At 39.9% G+C, this 19,115-nt stretch carries 17 protein-coding genes; 7 read left to right on the forward strand and 10 right to left on the reverse strand.

Going from position 1 to position 19,115, the window contains the following annotated elements:
- Positions 1-307: 307 nt before the first annotated feature.
- The gene (locus tag N5O98_RS15475; protein WP_004302073.1) at positions 308-934 is read right to left on the reverse strand and encodes an HU family DNA-binding protein; all 627 of its coding nucleotides are present in this window, start codon (positions 932-934) and stop codon (positions 308-310) included.
- Positions 935-1,343: 409 nt separating this feature from the next.
- Here N5O98_RS15475 and N5O98_RS15480 point away from each other — a divergent pair, with 409 nt between their 5' ends.
- The 4 genes from N5O98_RS15480 to N5O98_RS15495 all read left to right on the forward strand — a co-directional run bounded on the left by N5O98_RS15480 (position 1,344) and on the right by N5O98_RS15495 (position 4,255).
- Positions 1,344-2,258 carry a GNAT family N-acetyltransferase gene (locus tag N5O98_RS15480; protein ID WP_224262864.1) on the forward strand — a complete coding sequence of 305 codons (915 nt, stop codon included), beginning with the start codon at positions 1,344-1,346 and terminating at the stop codon, positions 2,256-2,258.
- 59 nt (positions 2,259-2,317) lie between these two features.
- Positions 2,318-2,749 (forward strand): DUF1810 domain-containing protein, encoded by a 432-nt coding sequence (locus N5O98_RS15485; protein WP_004312519.1) that lies wholly within the window; start codon positions 2,318-2,320, stop codon positions 2,747-2,749.
- Positions 2,750-2,767: 18 nt separating this feature from the next.
- Complete coding sequence (locus N5O98_RS15490) at positions 2,768-3,142, forward strand: YccF domain-containing protein (protein ID WP_004312518.1); 375 nt, start codon at positions 2,768-2,770, stop codon at positions 3,140-3,142.
- A gap of 120 nt (positions 3,143-3,262) precedes the next feature.
- Positions 3,263-4,255: a YeiH family protein gene (locus N5O98_RS15495; protein ID WP_004312517.1), complete on the forward strand. Its 993-nt coding sequence runs from the start codon at positions 3,263-3,265 to the stop codon at positions 4,253-4,255.
- A gap of 120 nt (positions 4,256-4,375) precedes the next feature.
- Here the strand turns inward: N5O98_RS15495 and recA are convergent, their stop codons facing one another.
- From recA to N5O98_RS15515, 4 genes are all read right to left on the reverse strand, one after another.
- Positions 4,376-5,410: a recombinase RecA gene (recA, locus tag N5O98_RS15500; RefSeq protein WP_004312516.1), complete on the reverse strand. Its 1,035-nt coding sequence runs from the start codon at positions 5,408-5,410 to the stop codon at positions 4,376-4,378.
- A gap of 26 nt (positions 5,411-5,436) precedes the next feature.
- Positions 5,437-5,892: a thioredoxin-dependent thiol peroxidase gene (bcp, locus tag N5O98_RS15505; RefSeq protein WP_004312515.1), complete on the reverse strand. Its 456-nt coding sequence runs from the start codon at positions 5,890-5,892 to the stop codon at positions 5,437-5,439.
- A gap of 28 nt (positions 5,893-5,920) precedes the next feature.
- Entirely contained in the window at positions 5,921-7,114 is a 1,194-nt protein-coding gene (locus N5O98_RS15510; protein ID WP_004312514.1) for a saccharopine dehydrogenase family protein, read from the reverse strand.
- Between the two features lie 90 nt (positions 7,115-7,204).
- On the reverse strand, positions 7,205-8,488 hold the full coding sequence (locus N5O98_RS15515; protein WP_022199909.1) for a hypothetical protein: 1,284 nt from the start codon (positions 8,486-8,488) through the stop codon (positions 7,205-7,207).
- A gap of 145 nt (positions 8,489-8,633) precedes the next feature.
- On the opposite strand from N5O98_RS15515, the gene N5O98_RS15520 reads away from it, so the two are divergent.
- From N5O98_RS15520 to N5O98_RS15530, 3 genes are all read left to right on the forward strand, one after another.
- Positions 8,634-9,422, forward strand: coding sequence for an META domain-containing protein (locus tag N5O98_RS15520; protein WP_022199908.1), 789 nt, complete (start codon positions 8,634-8,636; stop codon positions 9,420-9,422).
- A gap of 328 nt (positions 9,423-9,750) precedes the next feature.
- Positions 9,751-11,664, forward strand: coding sequence for a molecular chaperone DnaK (gene dnaK / locus N5O98_RS15525; protein WP_118161573.1), 1,914 nt, complete (start codon positions 9,751-9,753; stop codon positions 11,662-11,664).
- Between the two features lie 203 nt (positions 11,665-11,867).
- Complete coding sequence (locus tag N5O98_RS15530) at positions 11,868-13,514, forward strand: M64 family metallopeptidase (protein WP_061447627.1); 1,647 nt, start codon at positions 11,868-11,870, stop codon at positions 13,512-13,514.
- A gap of 175 nt (positions 13,515-13,689) precedes the next feature.
- Here the strand turns inward: N5O98_RS15530 and N5O98_RS15535 are convergent, their stop codons facing one another.
- From N5O98_RS15535 to N5O98_RS15555, 5 genes are all read right to left on the reverse strand, one after another.
- A complete protein-coding gene (locus N5O98_RS15535; RefSeq protein WP_004312493.1) occupies positions 13,690-15,945 on the reverse strand; it encodes a cation:proton antiporter in 2,256 nt (751 codons plus the stop codon).
- 51 nt (positions 15,946-15,996) lie between these two features.
- Positions 15,997-17,013, reverse strand: coding sequence for an inorganic phosphate transporter (locus N5O98_RS15540; RefSeq protein WP_004312492.1), 1,017 nt, complete (start codon positions 17,011-17,013; stop codon positions 15,997-15,999).
- A gap of 15 nt (positions 17,014-17,028) precedes the next feature.
- Positions 17,029-17,676, reverse strand: coding sequence for a DUF47 domain-containing protein (locus N5O98_RS15545; protein WP_004325331.1), 648 nt, complete (start codon positions 17,674-17,676; stop codon positions 17,029-17,031).
- A 78-nt stretch (positions 17,677-17,754) separates the two neighbouring features.
- The gene (locus tag N5O98_RS15550) at positions 17,755-18,390 is read right to left on the reverse strand and encodes a DedA family protein (protein ID WP_022199052.1); all 636 of its coding nucleotides are present in this window, start codon (positions 18,388-18,390) and stop codon (positions 17,755-17,757) included.
- A 149-nt stretch (positions 18,391-18,539) separates the two neighbouring features.
- Positions 18,540-18,971 carry a hypothetical protein gene (locus N5O98_RS15555; RefSeq protein ID WP_022199053.1) on the reverse strand — a complete coding sequence of 144 codons (432 nt, stop codon included), beginning with the start codon at positions 18,969-18,971 and terminating at the stop codon, positions 18,540-18,542.
- Positions 18,972-19,115 lie beyond the last annotated feature (144 nt).

Here is a 19,115-nt window from a genome sequence, read left to right on the forward strand (position 1 = left end):
TGATGTGGTGTCTTTAAAGTTACTAAAAAGCAAACATATCTACAACTTTTAATAGGATTAAGAAAGAAGAAGACAGTTGAAATAAAAAAGAGATTACCACCAAATTTGACGAAGAACCAGAAAAATGATTTTCATTTCTCATATTCTCATAATTATTTTATAATAATCTTATAACCAGATAATTACTGAATGGGAAACGTTTTGAGAAAGCCTATTTCTCATAGTTTCTTTAGTGAAATAGGCCTCAAAACAGTTATTTCTCATCTATTTTCGGGGTATTTCTCATACTGTTATCCTCTTCGTTCGACTATTTTTTCTTTATATATACCCTGTGTGCTCCTCTTCCTGTGATTTCTATTCCAGAATCCGGTTGATGTCCCCACTGTCTTAGTTCGTTGGTTGCTGCTGTTTGCAACAATCCTGTTAGTTTGCGATATTCCCAAACGGTCAGGAAGGGATGTTCATCCAGATACTTTAGAGCTAATGCCAGTCGTTGTTCCGATGTGAATTTATTAGAGGATCGTTGCTTTTTCCAGGGTGCTCTTTCCAGTTGGCATCTTTCGCTGATATTTCTCACCATTTCTCGGTCTACCCGGAAATTTACACCTCCTATAAAAATACTTTGTGCGTTGCGATGACTCCCCCCTTCTTCCGGATCTTCCCGCTCCTTGTCTCTGCCTAAAGTAAGAGAGGGAGTAAACGTTCCTATTCCGTCTATCTTTACCGAGCGTCCTTCTGCCATCAAATGCGCCATTTCAATGGCGGTCTGAAGTAGTACGCCTTCTATGTCTCCTGCACTGAATCCACTGACGTCACCTACTCGTTGCGCCAACTCTTTTATGCTTGTATTATCTATCCGCGCAAATTTAGGATAAGTAATTCTTTTGCCTGTTTTCTGAAGATCGGGCATCTCCTCTATGATATATCTTGCCATATCATCTATTGTTTAAAGTATTAATAGATAAGTTCTTTTGTATTAGAGGCAAACTTCCTTTCTTCTAATAGTAAAGTTCCTTTTGATTAATTATAAACTATAAATGCAACTTTTGTTTTTATAATTGAAGCTTGCGTTTATAAAAACAAAGCTTTCATTTTTATAATCAAAGCTTGCATTTATAGTTTACTCTTATACAAAGATAAGTTTTCTATTTGACAAAAAGAAGTTTATCCTTAATAAAGAAGAAGTTTTCTATTAATAGTTTGGGAGGGAATGAAGATGATTAAAGAGAAAGGATATAACGGGATTTAATGCTTAATATATTATTTCCTAAAAAGTGGATGCAATGCTTCTGTTAGTTTTTAGAAAAGTGTATATTTGTAATATTATGAGTCATACTAATATCATGCAAGCTGAAGAAAATGATTTGGTAAACATTTTATCTTTGCAAAAGAAATCTTTTATGGTGGTGGCCGAACGAATGAATAAATTCGATCTTCCCCCTTTGTTGCAAAATCAGGATGAGATTTGTGATGAGTATCAGACAGGCATTATTCTAAAATACGTATCAGATGATGGACAGATTGTAGGTTCTGTCAGGGGACGTATGGATGAAAATAGAGTATGTCATATTGGTAAATTGATAGTGCATCCCGATTTTCAGAATAAAGGTATAGGTAGAGAACTTATGACTGAAATAGAACGGTTATTTCCCCACTGTCATACGTTTTCTCTTTTTACAGGCGAAGAGACACCCAATACTTTGCATCTATATAGCAAAGTCGGTTATAATATTGTATGTAGAAAAGAAATGGAGGGTATCAGCATGATTATTATGGAAAAAGAAAAACTTACTTATAGAGATTTTACGTTTGACGATTTAGAAACTGTTTGTAAATTACCTCGAAACAAGCAGGAACTGTTTTTTATGTTTCCTAAAGCTGATTTTCCTTTAACAATCGATCAATTAAAGAATACAATAAAAGATAGATTTGATTCGACTGTTGTTTTATTTAATAATGAAGTAGTAGGGTTTGCAAATTTCTATGAGGTAAGAGAATCTCAATATTGTGCTATTGGAAATGTAATAGTAAGTCCTTGTTTTCGTAATCGTGGCGTTGGCACATTTCTGATAAATGCTATGGAAGATATTGGGAAAAAGAAATATAATGTATCGGAGCTTCATTTGTCTTGTTTTGATGCTAATACGAGTGGGCTTCTGTTATATACTAAATTAGGATATAAACCCTATGAAATAGAGAAGTACATTAATAAGGAAAACGAAGTCTCGGCTTTAATAGAATTGAAAAAAGTGCTGTGATTCGAAATAAATCACTTATTTGATTCTGTTATCTCCTGAAAGTATGATAACTTAAAAAAATGCGAGAAGTATCTATGACTGACTATAACTTACAACGATTTTTAGATGCCCAGCGAGGTGATTATGAACAAGCCCTTGCAGAAGTTAGAAACGGGCGGAAATATTCCCATTGGATTTGGTATATATTTCCTCAACTGAAAGGATTGGGCATGAGTTATAATTCACAGTATTATGGCCTTAGCGGCAAAGAAGAGGCTGAAGCATATCTTGCCCATCCAATTTTGGGAGAAAGACTTCGTGAAATAACGTCTGTTTTTCTTCATTTGAAAAATAAAACGGCGCAGGAAGTTTTCGGTTCGTTAGATGCGATGAAAGTATTGTCATGCATGACGCTTTTTAATGAAGTTGCTTCGGATGATTTGTTTCAGCAAGTGATCGACCATTATTATCAGGGTAAAGTGGATGAGACAACAAAAAGAAAATTGGAATAATAACTAATACTATTTTATATGTGCTGTTTAATGAATCTATTGTGGTTGCTGCTTGGTGGTATCTTTACTGCTGTCGAATACCTCATTTCGAGTTTATTGATGATGCTGACCATTATCGGCATTCCTTTTGGGATGCAAACATTGAAGTTGGCCGGACTTGCTTTATGGCCTTTCGGTAAAGAAGTCAGAAGTGGGAACCGTTCCGGTGGCTGCCTCTATATATTGATGAATATCCTGTGGATATTTCTGGGTGGCATTTGGATCTGTCTGTCACATTTGGTTTTCGGGGCTATATTGTGCATTACCATTATCGGAATCCCTTTTGGATTGCAACACTTCAAGTTGGCATCTTTGGCATTATCGCCTTTTGGGAAAGACATTGTAACAGTGTAAGAGTAGTTGGGAGAGAGTATGCCTATAATTAAAAGTTATAATGCATAATTAGAAACTATTGGTGGGTCTTGATTGTTTACCGTACCTTTGCACCCGGAAAACAATTAAAGATAAAAAGATATGATTTCAACAGCTACAAAAACTTTGCAGGCAAATAATAAGATGATTTATGTTGCACTGCTTTCTACTCTGACTTTCTTTCTTTTTTTAGACTATATTCCGGGATTGGAAGCATGGTCGGCTTGGGTAACTCCTCCGGTTGCTTTGTTCCTCGGACTTATTTTTGCATTGACTTGTGGACAAGCGCATCCTAAGTTTAATAAGAAAACCTCTAAATATCTGTTGCAATATTCAGTTGTAGGATTGGGATTTGGTATGAATCTTCATTCTGCTTTAGCTTCCGGTAAGGAAGGTATGGAGTTTACAGTCATTTCAGTGATCGGAACCTTGGTAATAGGTTGGTTTATCGGACGTAAGTTGTTCAAGATTGACCGTAATACAGCTTATCTTATCAGTTCGGGAACTGCTATCTGTGGTGGTAGTGCCATTGCGGCTGTGGGACCGGTATTGAAAGCGAAAGATAGTGAAATGTCTGTAGCATTGGGTACTATCTTTATCTTGAATGCTATCGCACTTTTCATTTTCCCCGCCATTGGTCATGCATTAAATATGGATCAGCAACAATTCGGAACATGGGCGGCCATTGCCATTCATGATACCAGTTCTGTAGTAGGTGCAGGAGCTGCTTATGGCGAAGAAGCATTGAAAGTGGCAACCACTATTAAACTGACCCGTGCGCTTTGGATTATCCCGATGGCTTTTGCTACTTCCTTTATTTTCAAGAGCAAAGGACAAAAGATAAGTATTCCATGGTTTATCTTCTTCTTCGTGTTGGCATTGGTAGTAAACACTTATTTGCTGGATGGAGTACCACAATTGGGAGCGGCTATTAACGGTATTGCCCGTAAAACTCTGACGATTACCATGTTTTTCATCGGTGCTTCTCTTTCTATTGATGTATTGAAAGCAGTTGGAATAAAGCCTTTGGTTCAAGGGATTTTGCTTTGGGTAATAATCAGCTTGAGCACATTGGCATACATTTATTTTGTATAAGAGGAAAAAAGAGAGAATTATATAAAAGAGAAAAAGGTGGGAGAATGATCGTAGTAAACGATTTTCTCCCACCTTTGTTTATTCAGTTTTAGCCTGTGGATAAAGCAGAATTAAAGCAAATTATTTCTTCTTCAATTCTTCGAAGATCAATCCTTCCAGTTCTTCAGCCAGTTCAGGATTATCCATAATACATTGTTTGGCGGCATCACGTCCTTGTCCTAACTTAGTGTCGTTGTAGCTATACCATGAACCGCTCTTCTTGATGATTCCCAGGTCAGCACCCAAGTCGATGATTTCTCCGGAATGGGAGATGCCTTCACCGAACATGATGTCAAATTCTGCTTTGCGGAAAGGAGGTGCTACTTTATTCTTCACCACTTTCACCTTAGTCAGTTTACCGAGAATTTCTTCGCCATCTTTGATCGGTTGGCTACCACGGATATCCAAACGTACAGAAGCGTAGAACTTCAAAGCGTTACCACCGGTTGTTGTTTCCGGGTTACCGAACATAACACCGATCTTCTCACGCAACTGGTTGATGAAAATACAAGTAGTACGTGTCTTGCTCACAGCAGCTGTCAACTTACGAAGTGCCTGCGACATCAAACGTGCCTGAAGGCCTACTTTGTTGTCACCCATGTCTCCTTCGATTTCCGCTTTAGGAGTCAGTGCAGCTACAGAGTCAATAACGATGATGTCGATAGCAGAAGAACGAATCAGTTGTTCCGCAATCTCCAACGCTTGCTCGCCGTTATCCGGTTGAGAGATATAAAGATCATCGATATTTACGCCCAGTTTAGATGCGTAGAAACGGTCGAAAGCGTGTTCGGCATCAATAAAAGCAGCGATACCGCCGGCCTTTTGTGCTTCAGCAATGGCGTGGATAGCCAATGTTGTTTTACCGGAAGACTCCGGGCCATAGATTTCGATGATTCTACCTCTAGGGTAACCTCCAACGCCAAGTGCCACGTTCAGGGCAATAGAGCCTGTCGGGATCACTTCTACTTGTTCAACACTATCATCACCCATTTTCATGATAGAACCTTTACCGAAGCTCTTTTCTATCTTTTCCATGGCAGCCTGTAAGGCTTTTAGTTTTTCGCTTGATGCCATTTTATTATCTGTTTCAAAATTAAGTTCGTCTTTTTTTGCCATACCTTATTCTTATATAATTAATGGAGTTATTGATTTAAAATCTGTGAGGCATGTTCTTTGGTCTTCACTTCTTTGGGAGTGATAATCCGTTCTACGATTCCCTCTTCATTAATGAGGAAAGTAGTGCGGAAAGTACCCATGTAAGCACGTCCGTACAGTTTCTTTTCTCCCCATACTCCAAATTCTTCTACTAACTTTTTGTCAGTGTCAGCAATCAGAGTGAAAGGAAGATTGTTCTTTTCGATGAATTTCTGGTGCGACTTTTCATTGTCTACGCTGACACCGATTACTTCATAGCCGGCTTTACGTAGTTCGGAATAGTTGTCGCGCAGGTTACACGCTTGTGCGGTGCAACCTGATGTACTGTCCTTTGGGTAGAAGTACAACACAATTTTTTTCCCTTTATAAGCACTTAAACGGATTTCTTCGCCTTTCTCATTGATACCTAAGACTTCCGGTGCTTTATCTCCTACGTTTATCATAACTTTCTTTTAATGAATAGGTGTACGCTTATAATTCCAAATCCTTGTCGAACTCTTCATGCCAGGGAAGACCTTGTTTATTGAGTTGTTCCATGAACGGATCCGGATTGAATTCTTCTACATTGTTTACACCCGGACGATTCCATTCGCCTTTGAAGAACATCATGGCTCCAATCATTGCCGGAACTCCGGTGGTGTAGCTTACTCCCTGCATACCGGTTTCCTGATAAGCTTCCTGGTGACTACAGTTGTTGTATACATAGTAAGTACGTTCCTTACCGTCTTTCAGACCACGGATACGGCAACCGATAGAAGTTTCTCCTTCGTAGTTTTCTCCTAAATCCTGCGGGTTAGGCAATACAGCCTTCAAGAATTGCAATGGTACAATTTTCATTCCGTTGTAATCAACCTCGTCGATTCGTGCCATACCGATGTTTTGGATAACGCGTAAATGAGTTAAATACTCCTGTCCGAAAGTCATCCAGAAACGTGCACGTTTGATAGTCGGATAATGTTTCACTAAAGATTCCAGTTCTTCGTGATAAAGAAGATAAGAGTCACGCGGACCGATGTTCGGGTATGTCAGGTCTTTGTGGATTTCCAGCGGACCGGTAGTCACCCATTTGCCATTTTCATAATAGCGTCCGTTCTGCGTAATCTCGCGAATGTTGATCTCCGGATTGAAGTTTGTAGCAAAAGCCTTATGATGGTTACCTGCATTGCAGTCTACAATGTCCAGATATTGAATCTCATCAAAATAATGTTTAGCTGCATAAGCAGTATAGATACCGCTTACTCCCGGGTCGAATCCGCAGCCGAGGATAGCTGTCAGACCTGCTTCTTTGAAACGATCGTGATAAGCCCACTGCCAGCTGTATTCAAAATGAGCTTCATCTTTCGGCTCATAGTTGGCGGTGTCCAGATAGTTCACTCCGGCTTTCAGACAAGCTTCCATAATCGTCAGATCCTGATAAGGGAGAGCCACATTAATCACCATTTCGGGTTTGAAATCGTTGAATAAGGCTACCAGCTCCTCTACATTGTCTGCGTCAACTTTTGCTGTTTTTATATTGGGGTTACCTATTGCCTCGACGATTTTATCGCATTTCTCTTTCGTACGACTGGCAATCATGATATCTGTAAATACATCGGCATTTTGTGCCACTTTGTGTGCAACGACAGTGCCAACACCGCCTGCACCAATAATAAGAACTCTACCCATTTCTGTATTTAATGAATTATAATTTATGATTTATTGGTTTGGCAAATATACGTGATTATTTTCAGATAATCATTGCGCAGCTACTCCTTTTTATTTGTAACGTTGCAAGGTTCCGTTTTCGAATTCCAGCGTTTTGCCATTGTAGAACCAAGTTTCGAAACGACTGTCTTTTTTCAACTCGATTTCTATCGGATCACCAATGGATAAACGACATTCTACCGTACTCATCCCTGCCTCTAAATCTCCCCGGGAGATAATCTGCCAACGGCTTTCTGTAATGCCCGGATATTTTTTATGTATATCCTCGAATCCGAAAAAGTCCTCGATATAATTATCATTTTTGACAATCACGTCATATTTCAGATCTGTTTCCAATTCGTAGATTGCCCCGTCCCTGTCCGTTAATGACAGAGTAGCCAGGCTGCCGGGAGGAGATAATTTAATCTCTTTTATTTGCAGAACCGTATATCGGGGCAAGTGAACACGTGATTCGGTCTGCTTATCTTCAAAAGATACGATTCTTTTGGCCGACAGCATCTTTTTAGGATAAACGGTCATTCCCAAGTATTTATTTTTCAGGCTTTCAATAGTACCCAGACTCTTATTAGTGAAACTGAATGCATTTGAAAAATATTTCATTCTCTTTTCGCCTTGAAAATCATTCAGGTCCATGCCGGAGTTTGTTCGCGAGAGAGCGACTTCCAGATAATAAGAATGTCCCTGTGTATCTTTGAATACGATTTTCACTGGATATGCCTGACTGCCGACTCCAATAGCGGTAATTGTAGCTTCCGTATTGACAGGAATTGCTATATCCCGATAGCCGGAATAATTGTTGGCATCGTCTACCCGGGCACTTTCAGATTGTATATAGACTGTTTTTCCTACTAACAACTCTTTGGCAGTATCTACATCTTTCAGATAAACCAATCCATTGATACCGGCACGGGGAGCCTTCTCGCAAATCTCGTCCAGCCTCATGTTCTTTATGTCATAATAATATTTTTCTCCCTCACATTCGAATACGAAGCGAGTGGAATAGTTGGTCCCGGTTGATATATTTTGAGCCTTCTCTTCTGTTCCCGTGAAAGTGAGAATCTTGTGCTTCAGCAGGCTGTTGTCTATTCCTTTGTCGGTGTCGTAGCTGGAAAGAGTAGGAAGGAACATGTTCCGTGTAGAAGGAACAAACATAAACTTCATTCCGGGTGTCCATTTACACAGCGGTTGCAGTGGAAAGTTATTCTTGATGAATTGTTCTTCTTCACCTACAGGGATTTCCTGCGTGGAAGGAGTAGTGACAATGTAATCACTTTGAGCTGTGATAGGACACGTGCCACAACAGAATAGAATTAAAGACAGGACAATTATTCTCATATTTGTTTACTTTAAGTGAACTATGTAAATTGTTCGTTTGTTGTATATCTATTGGCAAATGTATATATTTTATGTTGTATTGGATGTTATTTTCCAATCTTTTTGATATCTTTGCCCCCGATTTTAACTTAAACGTTATAACAATATGAAGAAAGTATTTGTTTCAATTTGCATGGCTGGTGCAGCACTTGCAATGTCTTCGTGCCGTTCGGTTGAGAAGGCAATCCCCCTGTCATCTATCAATGGTGAATGGAATATTATAGAAGTCAACGGCTCGAAAATTGCTCCGGGCGAAAGTAGAACCCTTCCTTTTATCGCTTTTGATACAGCGACCGGTCGTGTGTCCGGCAATAGCGGATGTAATCGTATGATGGGCAGTTTCGATGTAAATGCGAAGCCGGGAAGCCTTGAACTTACAGGGATGGCTAGTACCCGAATGATGTGTCCGGATATGACTACTGAAAATAATGTATTGAATGCTTTTGCGCAAGTAAAAGGGTATAAAAAGGCAGGTAAGGACAAAGTGTATCTTTGCAATTCGTCCAACCGTCCGGTTGTCGTTCTACAAAAGAAGGAGGCTGATGTGAAACTTTCGGTTTTGAATGGAGAATGGAAAATAAAAGAAGTGAATGGTGAAGCAATTCCTTCCGGAATGGAAAAACAACCTTTCATTGCTTTTGATGTGAAGAAAAAGACAATTCATGGCAATGCCGGATGTAATTTGATTAATGGCGGTTTTGAAACCAGTACCAGTAATGCCAAATCAATTTCTTTCCCGGGAGTAGCAAGTACAATGATGGCTTGTCCGGACATGGAAACAGAAGGTAAGGTGCTGAAAGCTATCAATGAGGTGAAGTCATTCGATGTGTTGTCCAGTGGCGGCATTGGCTTGTATGATGCAAATGGTGCATTGGTCATCGTGCTGGAAAAGTAATAAATAGATCGATCTATATAATAGGATATGCCTGTGTCTCACATGACGACACAGGCATATTTTTTTCCTTTCATCGAACCAGAGCCGTCTGCATTTGTTTAAAGAAACAGTTGCTGACTGGCTTTGAATATGACTATGTCAGCAGTGTTTATTTATTAAAACTGTCTTTTTGGCAGATATTATGTCATGCATTCGTATAATTTCTTTTTGGCACACGGTTTGCTTTTTAGTAAGCGTCCGTTCGCGACGAGGCTCCTTGATAAGAGCCGGAGAAACAACCGGACAAAAAGAAATCAATGAATAAATAATAAATAAAAAAATAACGATCATGGGAAAAATTATTGGTATTGACTTAGGAACTACAAACTCTTGTGTTGCCGTATTCGAAGGTAACGAACCTGTAGTAATTGCAAACAGTGAAGGTAAACGTACGACTCCTTCTGTTGTCGCTTTCGTAGATGGCGGTGAACGTAAGGTGGGTGATCCTGCAAAACGTCAGGCTATTACGAACCCTACACGTACAATCTTCTCTATCAAACGTTTCATGGGTGAAACTTGGGATCAGGTACAGAAGGAGGTAACTCGTGTTCCTTATAAAGTAGTGAAAGGTGATAATAACACTCCGCGTGTTGACATCGACGGACGTCTGTACACTCCGCAGGAAATTTCTGCAATGATTCTTCAGAAAATGAAGAAAACTGCCGAAGACTATCTCGGTCAGGAAGTAACAGAAGCAGTTATCACCGTTCCTGCATATTTTTCCGACTCTCAACGTCAGGCTACTAAGGAAGCCGGACAGATTGCTGGTCTGGAAGTAAAACGTATTGTAAACGAACCGACAGCCGCAGCTCTTGCTTACGGTCTGGATAAGGCTCACAAAGATATGAAGATTGCTGTATTCGACCTTGGTGGTGGTACATTCGATATCTCTATCCTCGAATTTGGTGGTGGTGTGTTTGAAGTACTTTCTACAAATGGTGACACTCACCTGGGTGGTGATGACTTCGACCAGGTAATCATCAATTGGTTGGTACAGGAATTCAAGAACGACGAAGGTGCTGACTTGACTCAGGATCCGATGGCTTTGCAACGTCTGAAAGAAGCTGCTGAAAAAGCTAAGATTGAGCTTTCCTCTTCTACAAGTACAGAAATCAACTTGCCGTATATCATGCCGGTGGGTGGTGTGCCTAAGCACTTGGTGAAGACTTTGACTCGTGCAAAATTCGAATCTTTGGCTCACGAATTGATTCAGGCTTGTCTTGAACCATGTAAGAAGGCAATGAGCGATGCAGGTTTGAACAATGCTGATATTGATGAAGTAATCCTTGTTGGTGGTTCTTCACGTATTCCGGCTGTTCAGAAATTGGTAGAGGATTTCTTCGGCAAGGCTCCTTCTAAAGGTGTGAATCCGGATGAAGTGGTAGCAATTGGTGCTGCTGTACAAGGTGCTGTTTTGACAGACGAAATCAAAGGTGTGGTATTGTTGGATGTTACTCCGTTGTCAATGGGTATCGAAACACTGGGTGGTGTAATGACTAAGTTGATCGATGCTAACACTACCATTCCGGCTCGTAAGAGTGAAACATTCTCTACTGCTGCTGATAATCAAAGTGAAGTTACGATTCATGTATTGCAGGGAGAACGTCCGATGGCTGCCCAGAATAAATCAATCGGTCAGTTCAATTTGTCTGGTATTGCTCCGGCTCGTCGTGGTGTTCCTCAAATTGAGGTTACATTCGATATCGATGCGAACGGTATCTTGAAAGTATCTGCTAAAGATAAGGCTACCGGTAAAGAACAAGCTATCCGTATCGAAGCATCCAGCGGTTTGAGCAAGGAAGAAATCGAAAAGATGAAGGCTGAAGCTGAAGCTAATGCTGAAGCAGATAAGAAAGAACGTGAAAAAATCGATAAACTGAACCAGGCTGACAGCGTAATCTTCCAGACTGAAAATCAGTTGAAGGAATTAGGTGATAAGTTGCCTGCTGATAAGAAAGCTCCGATTGAAGCTGCTTTGCAGAAATTGAAAGATGCTCACAAGGCACAAGATTTGGCTGCTATTGATACTGCTATGGCAGAAATCAATACTGCTTTCCAGGCTGCAAGTGCTGAAATGTATGCACAGAGCGGTGCGCAAGGTGGAGCACAGGCTGGTCCTGATATGAATGGTGGTGCTGGCCAGCAAGATAACAGCAAGCACGGAGATAACGTTCAGGATGCTGACTTCGAGGAAGTGAAATAAAATCGCTGAATAAGACGATTGAAATAATAGAAAAGGGGCTGAAAGTCATAGACTTTCAACCCCTTTTTATTTTTGAATGACTATTATTCTATATCGGAAAGTTCAAAAAAAAGTCCGTACGTCTTTTTTTTAGGGCGATTTGTCGAATAAATTTTCTGGTAATGAAAATGTAGCTTATCTTTGGTATAACAAAATAACATGTAATGGGTATGAGAACAATTTATTTTCTATTATTTCCCTTGTTTTTGTTTTTTATAGTATCCTGTACTGAAGATGAAGTAGATCCTAACTTCTCGATAGAGAATGTCGGAGATGTCGTGATGGGTTCGGCTAAAGGTTCGCAGGTAACAATCAGTTTTACGAGTACCCGTGAATGGAAGGCGAGTACAGTTGCGGATTGGTTTACAATCGCTCCGGTTTCGGGAGAAGCGGGTACGTGCAATATTACGCTTACTGCTATCAGTGAGAATATAACAGGAAGTGTACGTACGGCAACGCTTACATTAACTTCCGGGACATTGACACAAAACATAATCATAGAGCAGGAGCCGGCAGAATTTGTGAATCTTGAGCAGAATATATATAATGTATCTGTTGAAGGTGGGGAATTGGATATTAGATTCTCTACGAATATAGCTGAAGATGAATTGTTGATTTATGGTTCTTTGGGTACTGGCACTTGGCTGACACAGGAGACAAAGACTCGTGCATCCTCTTCCTACATGCTTAATCTGACTGTATTGCCTAATACTGATGGTGTTTCCCGTACTGCCTATATCTACTTTGTGAAAGTAACTGATATGGAATCAATCGTAGTAGAGATAGTTACTATCATACAAAGGGGGGAAGTGGCTAGTGAATCTACTGATTATTCGTCAGATAAAAAAGTACGTGTTCTGCAAACAGCAAAGTTGGGAAAAGGGCTTCCTATTGTGCTTATGGGCGATGGATTTATAGATACTGAAATTAACGATGGAACTTATGATGCGGTTATGGACAAAACTTTTGAGAATCTTTTTACGGAAGAACCCATCAAGTCACTTCGAGATTATTTTAATGTATATGCAGTAACTGCGGTTTCGAAACACAATATTTTTGGTACAGGATATGAAACAGCGCTTGGTTGTGAACTGGCGGGTGGAAACAGTACGGGGATTTCCGGTGAAGATAATGCTGTACAACGTTATGTACAATGCGTGGATAATATAGATATGAGTGAAACATTGGCTGTTGTAATTCTAAATTCTCCTGCGTATGCAGGAACTACTTATTTTGGTTATACTAATCAGACGAAAGTGGTTGAGTTTGCTATTGCTTATTGCCCGGTGATATACGATTTGCAAAGTGAAAGTTTCAGGCAGGTACTTGTACACGAGGCTGTTGGACATGGTTTTGCCAAATTGGAAGATGAGTATGCTTATCAGGAAAATGGGACTATTTCTTCTAAAGAAATAAAAAATGTACAGTATCTGCAGACATTAGGATGGGCGCAGAATGTTGATTTTACATCCGATCCATCTCAGGTACTTTGGTCTGCTTTCTTGAATGATAATCGGTATGTGTCAGAAAAACTGGGAGTATTTGAAGGGGCATGTACTTATATAAAAGGGGCGTATCGTCCTTCGGAAGAGAGTATGATGAATAGTAATACCGAGGGATTTAATGCTCCTTCCCGTAAAGCGATATATGATAAAATAATGGAAAGAAGTTTGGGTACACAAATGTCTTATGAGGAGTTTGCCGTATTTGATTTGCAGAATAAATCACAAACGCGCAGTGCTAAACCAACTGTAGGACCAAGTAAACCATTCACACGTCCTCACTTTGTAAATAGAATGTTAGATAAGTAAAGCAGATGAGGCTGAACTTCAAATTTAGTTTTGAGTTCAGCCTCATCTGGACTTTATATGTAACGTATTTATTTTGAATCAGAACTTTATTGCAGTATACAGCCTATACAGAAACATTAAAGCTGTTGTATAGTGGGTACTATACTTTTGTATTCCATTCTGGCTTAGATACAAATTACGTTAAGTACAGTATTTCTCTAATCTTTTCCCGGTTGCCTACAATCCAGACGAGATCCCCTAATTGGAAAGTTGTGTCTTTATCCAAGGTAATCAGTTCGTCATTTCGTTCAATGGCTACAACAATACTGTCATGCTTCTCTCCTAAATGAGACTGCGCGATAGTCTGATTTAAAAAGCGGAATTCTTCGTCTACCGTGAAAGAGTGGAGAGTTATCTTTTTATCCACTGCATCTGTATCTGATGTGCTTTTTACATCTTCTATTCTATTTCTAAATTCCTGTAATTGTGTATCTGTACCAACTACTGTCAATTTATCCTGCGGATAGATGTGTTCAGAGCTTTTCGGTATATATATGTTCAGATCGCCACGAGTGATTGCGACGACATTTACTCCAAAATTTTGCCTGAATGAAAGTTCTCCTAAAGACTTGCCGATGTAATCGGAATAAGGCGATACTAGGATAGATGTCAAGTCAAGGTCTTTATCATTGAATTCGCTATTGAAACTTGTTTTTAGCGGGTGCCGTTTTTTAGCTACCTCTTCTCGTCGGTTAAGATTGGCAAGGAATCTTGTTTCCAATCGTGAATATTGCGTGAGGTCTTCCCTAAGAATAAGAATCAATGCTACTACGGCTATGGCAATAATCACACTTATTCCCCAGTTGAGTTTAAAGTAGCTGATGACTACACTAGTGATAAAGAAAAGAGCAACAGATACACGTCCCAGAACCAGGGAAACCAGGCGTCCGTGATTGTAATTCTCGTCTCTCCATAGCTTCAGGAATAATTCCGAAGAGTTGTATTTGTTGGAGATGAGCGCCCATAAAAAAGGAGTCATAAGCAGAAGAGTACCCAGACACATCACCAATTTGATCCATATAGTGATAGGAGTAAACATTTCGCTGATGGCGGGATAAATGATTTGTATCGACAGCAGCCAAATAGCAGTGAGCAGTACGCTATAGATGACAACTCTCCCAATCATGTTTTTTAGTAATTTCTTCCAGTCACTATCGTGGTTCATGGTCTTCTTGCCGGAAGCATAACGATCTAATGTCTCCTGTACTTTAGTAGGCAATATTTTGTAAAGCCATTCGGCAAAAGGATTGGCTAAACGGATAAAGTAAGGAGTCGTGAAAGTGGTAATAACAGATACAGCCACAATGATAGGTGAAATAAACGGATCAAGCACTTTGAGCGAAACACCCAGTCCGGCAATAATGAAAGCAAACTCTCCGATTTGTGCCAGGCTGAATCCGGATTTGATGGAAGTGTTCAGTGGTTCTCCGGATAAGAGTACGCCAAACGAAGAGAAAATGGCTTTGCCGATAATGGTAACCAGTGTAATGATGATGACAGGCCAGGCGTATTCTACCAATACAGCCGGATTCACCAGCATACCGACCGAAACGAAAAAGATAGCTCCGAAGAGATCTTTTACCGGTTGTATGATATGTTCGATATGTTCGGCCTCGATGGTTTCGGCAAGGATAGATCCCATGATAAATGCTCCTAGCGCTGTTGAAAAACCTGTGTAAGTAGCCAATACCACCATTCCCAGACAAAGACCGAGAGAGACAATCAGAAGAGTTTCGTTATTCATCAACTTCTTTGCTTTTTTGAGAAAGGCCGGAATAACGAAGATACCTATGAGAAACCACAGGATTAAAAAGAAAACGACCTTGAGCACACTTATCAGCAAATCTTCACCCACAAAGTCCTGACTCACTGCCATTGTGGAAAGAAGCACCATCATTAAGATAGCAATCAGGTCTTCCACTACCAGAGTACCGAATACGATACCGGTAAAACGTTGGTTACGCAATTCCAGATCATTGAAGGCTTTGATAATGATTGTAGTGGACGACATAGACAACATTCCCCCCAGGAAAATGGAATTCATAGTGCCCCATCCTAATAACTGTCCCACCAAATATCCAATGAGCAACATACTGATTACTTCGGTGATAGCCGTTATAAAAGCTGTGGAACCTACATTCATGAGCTTCTTAAAACTAAACTCCAGTCCGAGTGCAAAGAGCAGGAATATAACACCTATTTCTGCCCATATATTGATATTCTCAATATCTCCTACTGTAGGGAAAATATTAATATAAGGACCTGCCAGCAATCCGGCAATAATGTAACCTAAGACTAAAGGCTGTTTTAGCCATTTGAACAACAAGGTTATGATACTGGCCGATATTAATATCAGCGCAAGGTCGGCAATCAAAGTTGGCAAGTGTGACATTAGATGTGGGTTTATTTATTATAACATTCCTGATAGATAATATGTTTCCATCTATAAAAAGATGGAAACAATATAATAAATAGCTGCAGCTAAGAGTCCACTGACTGGAATTGTAAGAATCCAGGCAGTCATGAGGCTTTTGGTTACTCCCCAACGAACGGCAGAGAGGCGTTTAGTTGCACCTACTCCAATAATCGCTCCTGTGATAGTATGTGTAGTACTAACGGGGATTTTCAACATTTCCGTAATGTAGAGAGTGAAAGCACCTGCTGTTTCGGCAATCACTCCTTCCAATGGGGTTACTTTGGTAATTTTTGTTCCCATTGTTTTCACTATTTTCCAGCCACCGGACATCGTACCGAGTGAAATTGCTGTGAAGCACGAAAAAGCAACCCAGTCGGGAAGGTCATTGATGCTGTTGATACCCATGCCCAATCCCATTGAATGGCCGGCTATCATGGCAGCGGCAATAATACCCATTACTTTCTGTGAATCGTTCAGGCCATGTCCGACGCTGAAGAGGGCGGAGGATACGAGCTGTAACCTCTTGAACCATTGCTCGGCTGTGTGGGGATGTGCGCGTCGGCAGATGTAGAGGACAAACAGAGTGAAACCGAAAGCAATGACCATTCCGATAAAAGGAGCCAGAAAGATAAAGGCTGCAATTTTAAGAATGATGTTAAGCTGAATTGCTTCAAATCCGTTTGCCATAATGGCAGCTCCTGCAAAACCTCCGATAAGGGTGTGTGAGGAAGAAGACGGAATCCCTTTCCACCAGGTAACCAGGTTCCAAGTGATAGCCGCTATAATTCCTGCTAATATAATGGGCAGGGTGATATATTGCTCTACCACAGTCTTGGATACTGTATTGGCGATACCGAATCCACCTATTATATATTTGGCAATGAAAAAGGCTACGAAGTTGAAGAAAGCAGCCCATATTACAGCTTGAAAGGGAGTAAGCACCCTGGTAGATACGATGGTAGCTATTGAGTTTGCTGCATCGTGAAAGCCGTTGATATAATCGAATATCAGAGCCAGAATGATGATAGTCACTAATAATTCCATGTGTTCCGGCTTGCTTTATGCGTACTTTACAATCAGGTTTTTGAGAATCTTACCTACATGCTCTGCGGCATCGGTCGTTTTTTCCAGTTCATGCATGATCTCCTTTATTTTGATAAGTTCAATGCAATCTTTTTCCTCTTCGAAAAGTTTGGTGATAAAGAATTCGTATACATCATCCGCCTGGTTCTCGATTTCATGCAGTTTGGAACAGTATTCACGGAGAAGAGTCGGTTTCTTACGGAATGTTTCGAGTTCGTCCATGGCTTTGCATATATAGATCGCTTCCTCCTGAATCAAACGGCTCAACTCTTTGCCATTCTCTGAAATAGGACGGGGATTGTAAATAGAGATTCGTTTGGCACAACTGTTTATTCCGTCAATGACGTCATCCATGCAGGAAGCTAAGTCATGAATATCTTCGCGGTCGAAAGGAGTGATAAAGGTAGTACCTAATTCATCAAAAATCAGGTGTGTCAGTCTGTCGCCTTCCCGTTCCAGGTCTTTGATTTTTTTGTAGTAGTCCGAACGTTCTGTAGGTGAGTCATGTTGCAAGCTTTCTATTAAAACAACTGATGCTTCGCAGAGCACTTCTGATAGCTGTTTCAGTAAAGGGAAAAATTTGGGCTCCTTTGGAGTAAACCGGCTAAAAAAAGAATTTTTCATAAGTGTAAAAACTTTAAATTGTTTTTTCTTCTCTATTTATATTAGTAACAAATGAATACAGATTATAGTTTGCTGTTTTTAAGATTTTAGTTTGGCACGTACTACCTCTATAATGGCAGGCAATACAGAGATAAATATGATGGCTACAATCAGTAACTTCAGGTTTTCCTGCACAAACGGAAGGTCGCCGAAGAAATAACCAGCATAACAGAATACGGCAACCCAGAGCGCACCACCAACTAAATTATACATCATAAAATAGTAGTAATTCATCTTTCCCATTCCTGCTACGAAAGGTGCAAATGTGCGTACTATCGGGACAAATCTGGCTAGAATAATTGTTTTCCCACCATATTTTTTATAGAACTCGTGTGTTTTCTCCAGATAACTTTGTTTGAATATCCTGGAGTTGGGATTATTAAACAGCTTTCGACCGAAGAAATGTCCTATCATGTAATTGCAGGAATCGCCTAATACGGCAGCGGCAAATAAGATAATGACAAGTATATGCACGCTGATGGGCATATCGGGTAATGTTGAAATGGCTCCTGCAACGAAGAGTAAAGAATCACCGGGAAGAAAAGGAGTGGTCACTAATCCGGTTTCACAGAAGATGATAAAAAACAAGATGGCGTATGTCCAGGCATGATAATCACGCACAATCATCACCATATATTGATCGATATGAAGTATAAAATCCAATAAAAAGTCCATTTTATATACTTTGGTTATTATTGTAATGAAAGAATGTTATAGGCTTCCAGACCATAGTGAATTCTCTTTTCACTCAAATGGTGGAGGCAAACAGAAAGTGGGGCATAAAAGACTTGAATTGTCCTATGCCGAAAAAAGATATAAAATGGCTAAATGAGTATGTGTCCTAATGAATAGATATGATATCTATCGGAATATTTAAAAAGATTGGTATAATATGAAAAACCTGTCCATTGATTTTGAGGAAGTTGAATCTTTAGCGAGCTTAGTATGCGGATAGTGACAGAAGGAATATTGAATCTTAGTATTTTTAAGGGAGAGAGGTGGCGGAAGGAAAATGGATTTAAAACGCCGTTATCGTTATTGTAATTTTGCTTTCCGGCGTATTCTTTTGTCTTGACTAGTTTCTGTTCTTGATCCAGTTGTATAATGCTAGCTTTAGAGGTATATGAATTGGAATAGGTTTGTATGCCGTTACTACCGGCTTCTAACCGGTATGCCTCTTGTGCTTCGTTGAAAATCAGATGGAATCCCCAACACAGAAATACGCCTAATAGTATACAAAATATGTACTTCATCATAACGGCCGCAAAGGTAGAAACTATTTTTATATGAAATACATATTCACAAGCATAATTAACAATTATATCAGTGATTACCGGGAATTATTCTTTGAAGTTGCTTATCGTAAATTTCATCGGAGTATATGTTATCCCATTGGTACA

This window comes from Bacteroides sp. LFL-34 (assembly GCF_027257075.1).
Lineage (GTDB): Bacteria > Bacteroidota > Bacteroidia > Bacteroidales > Bacteroidaceae > Bacteroides > Bacteroides ovatus.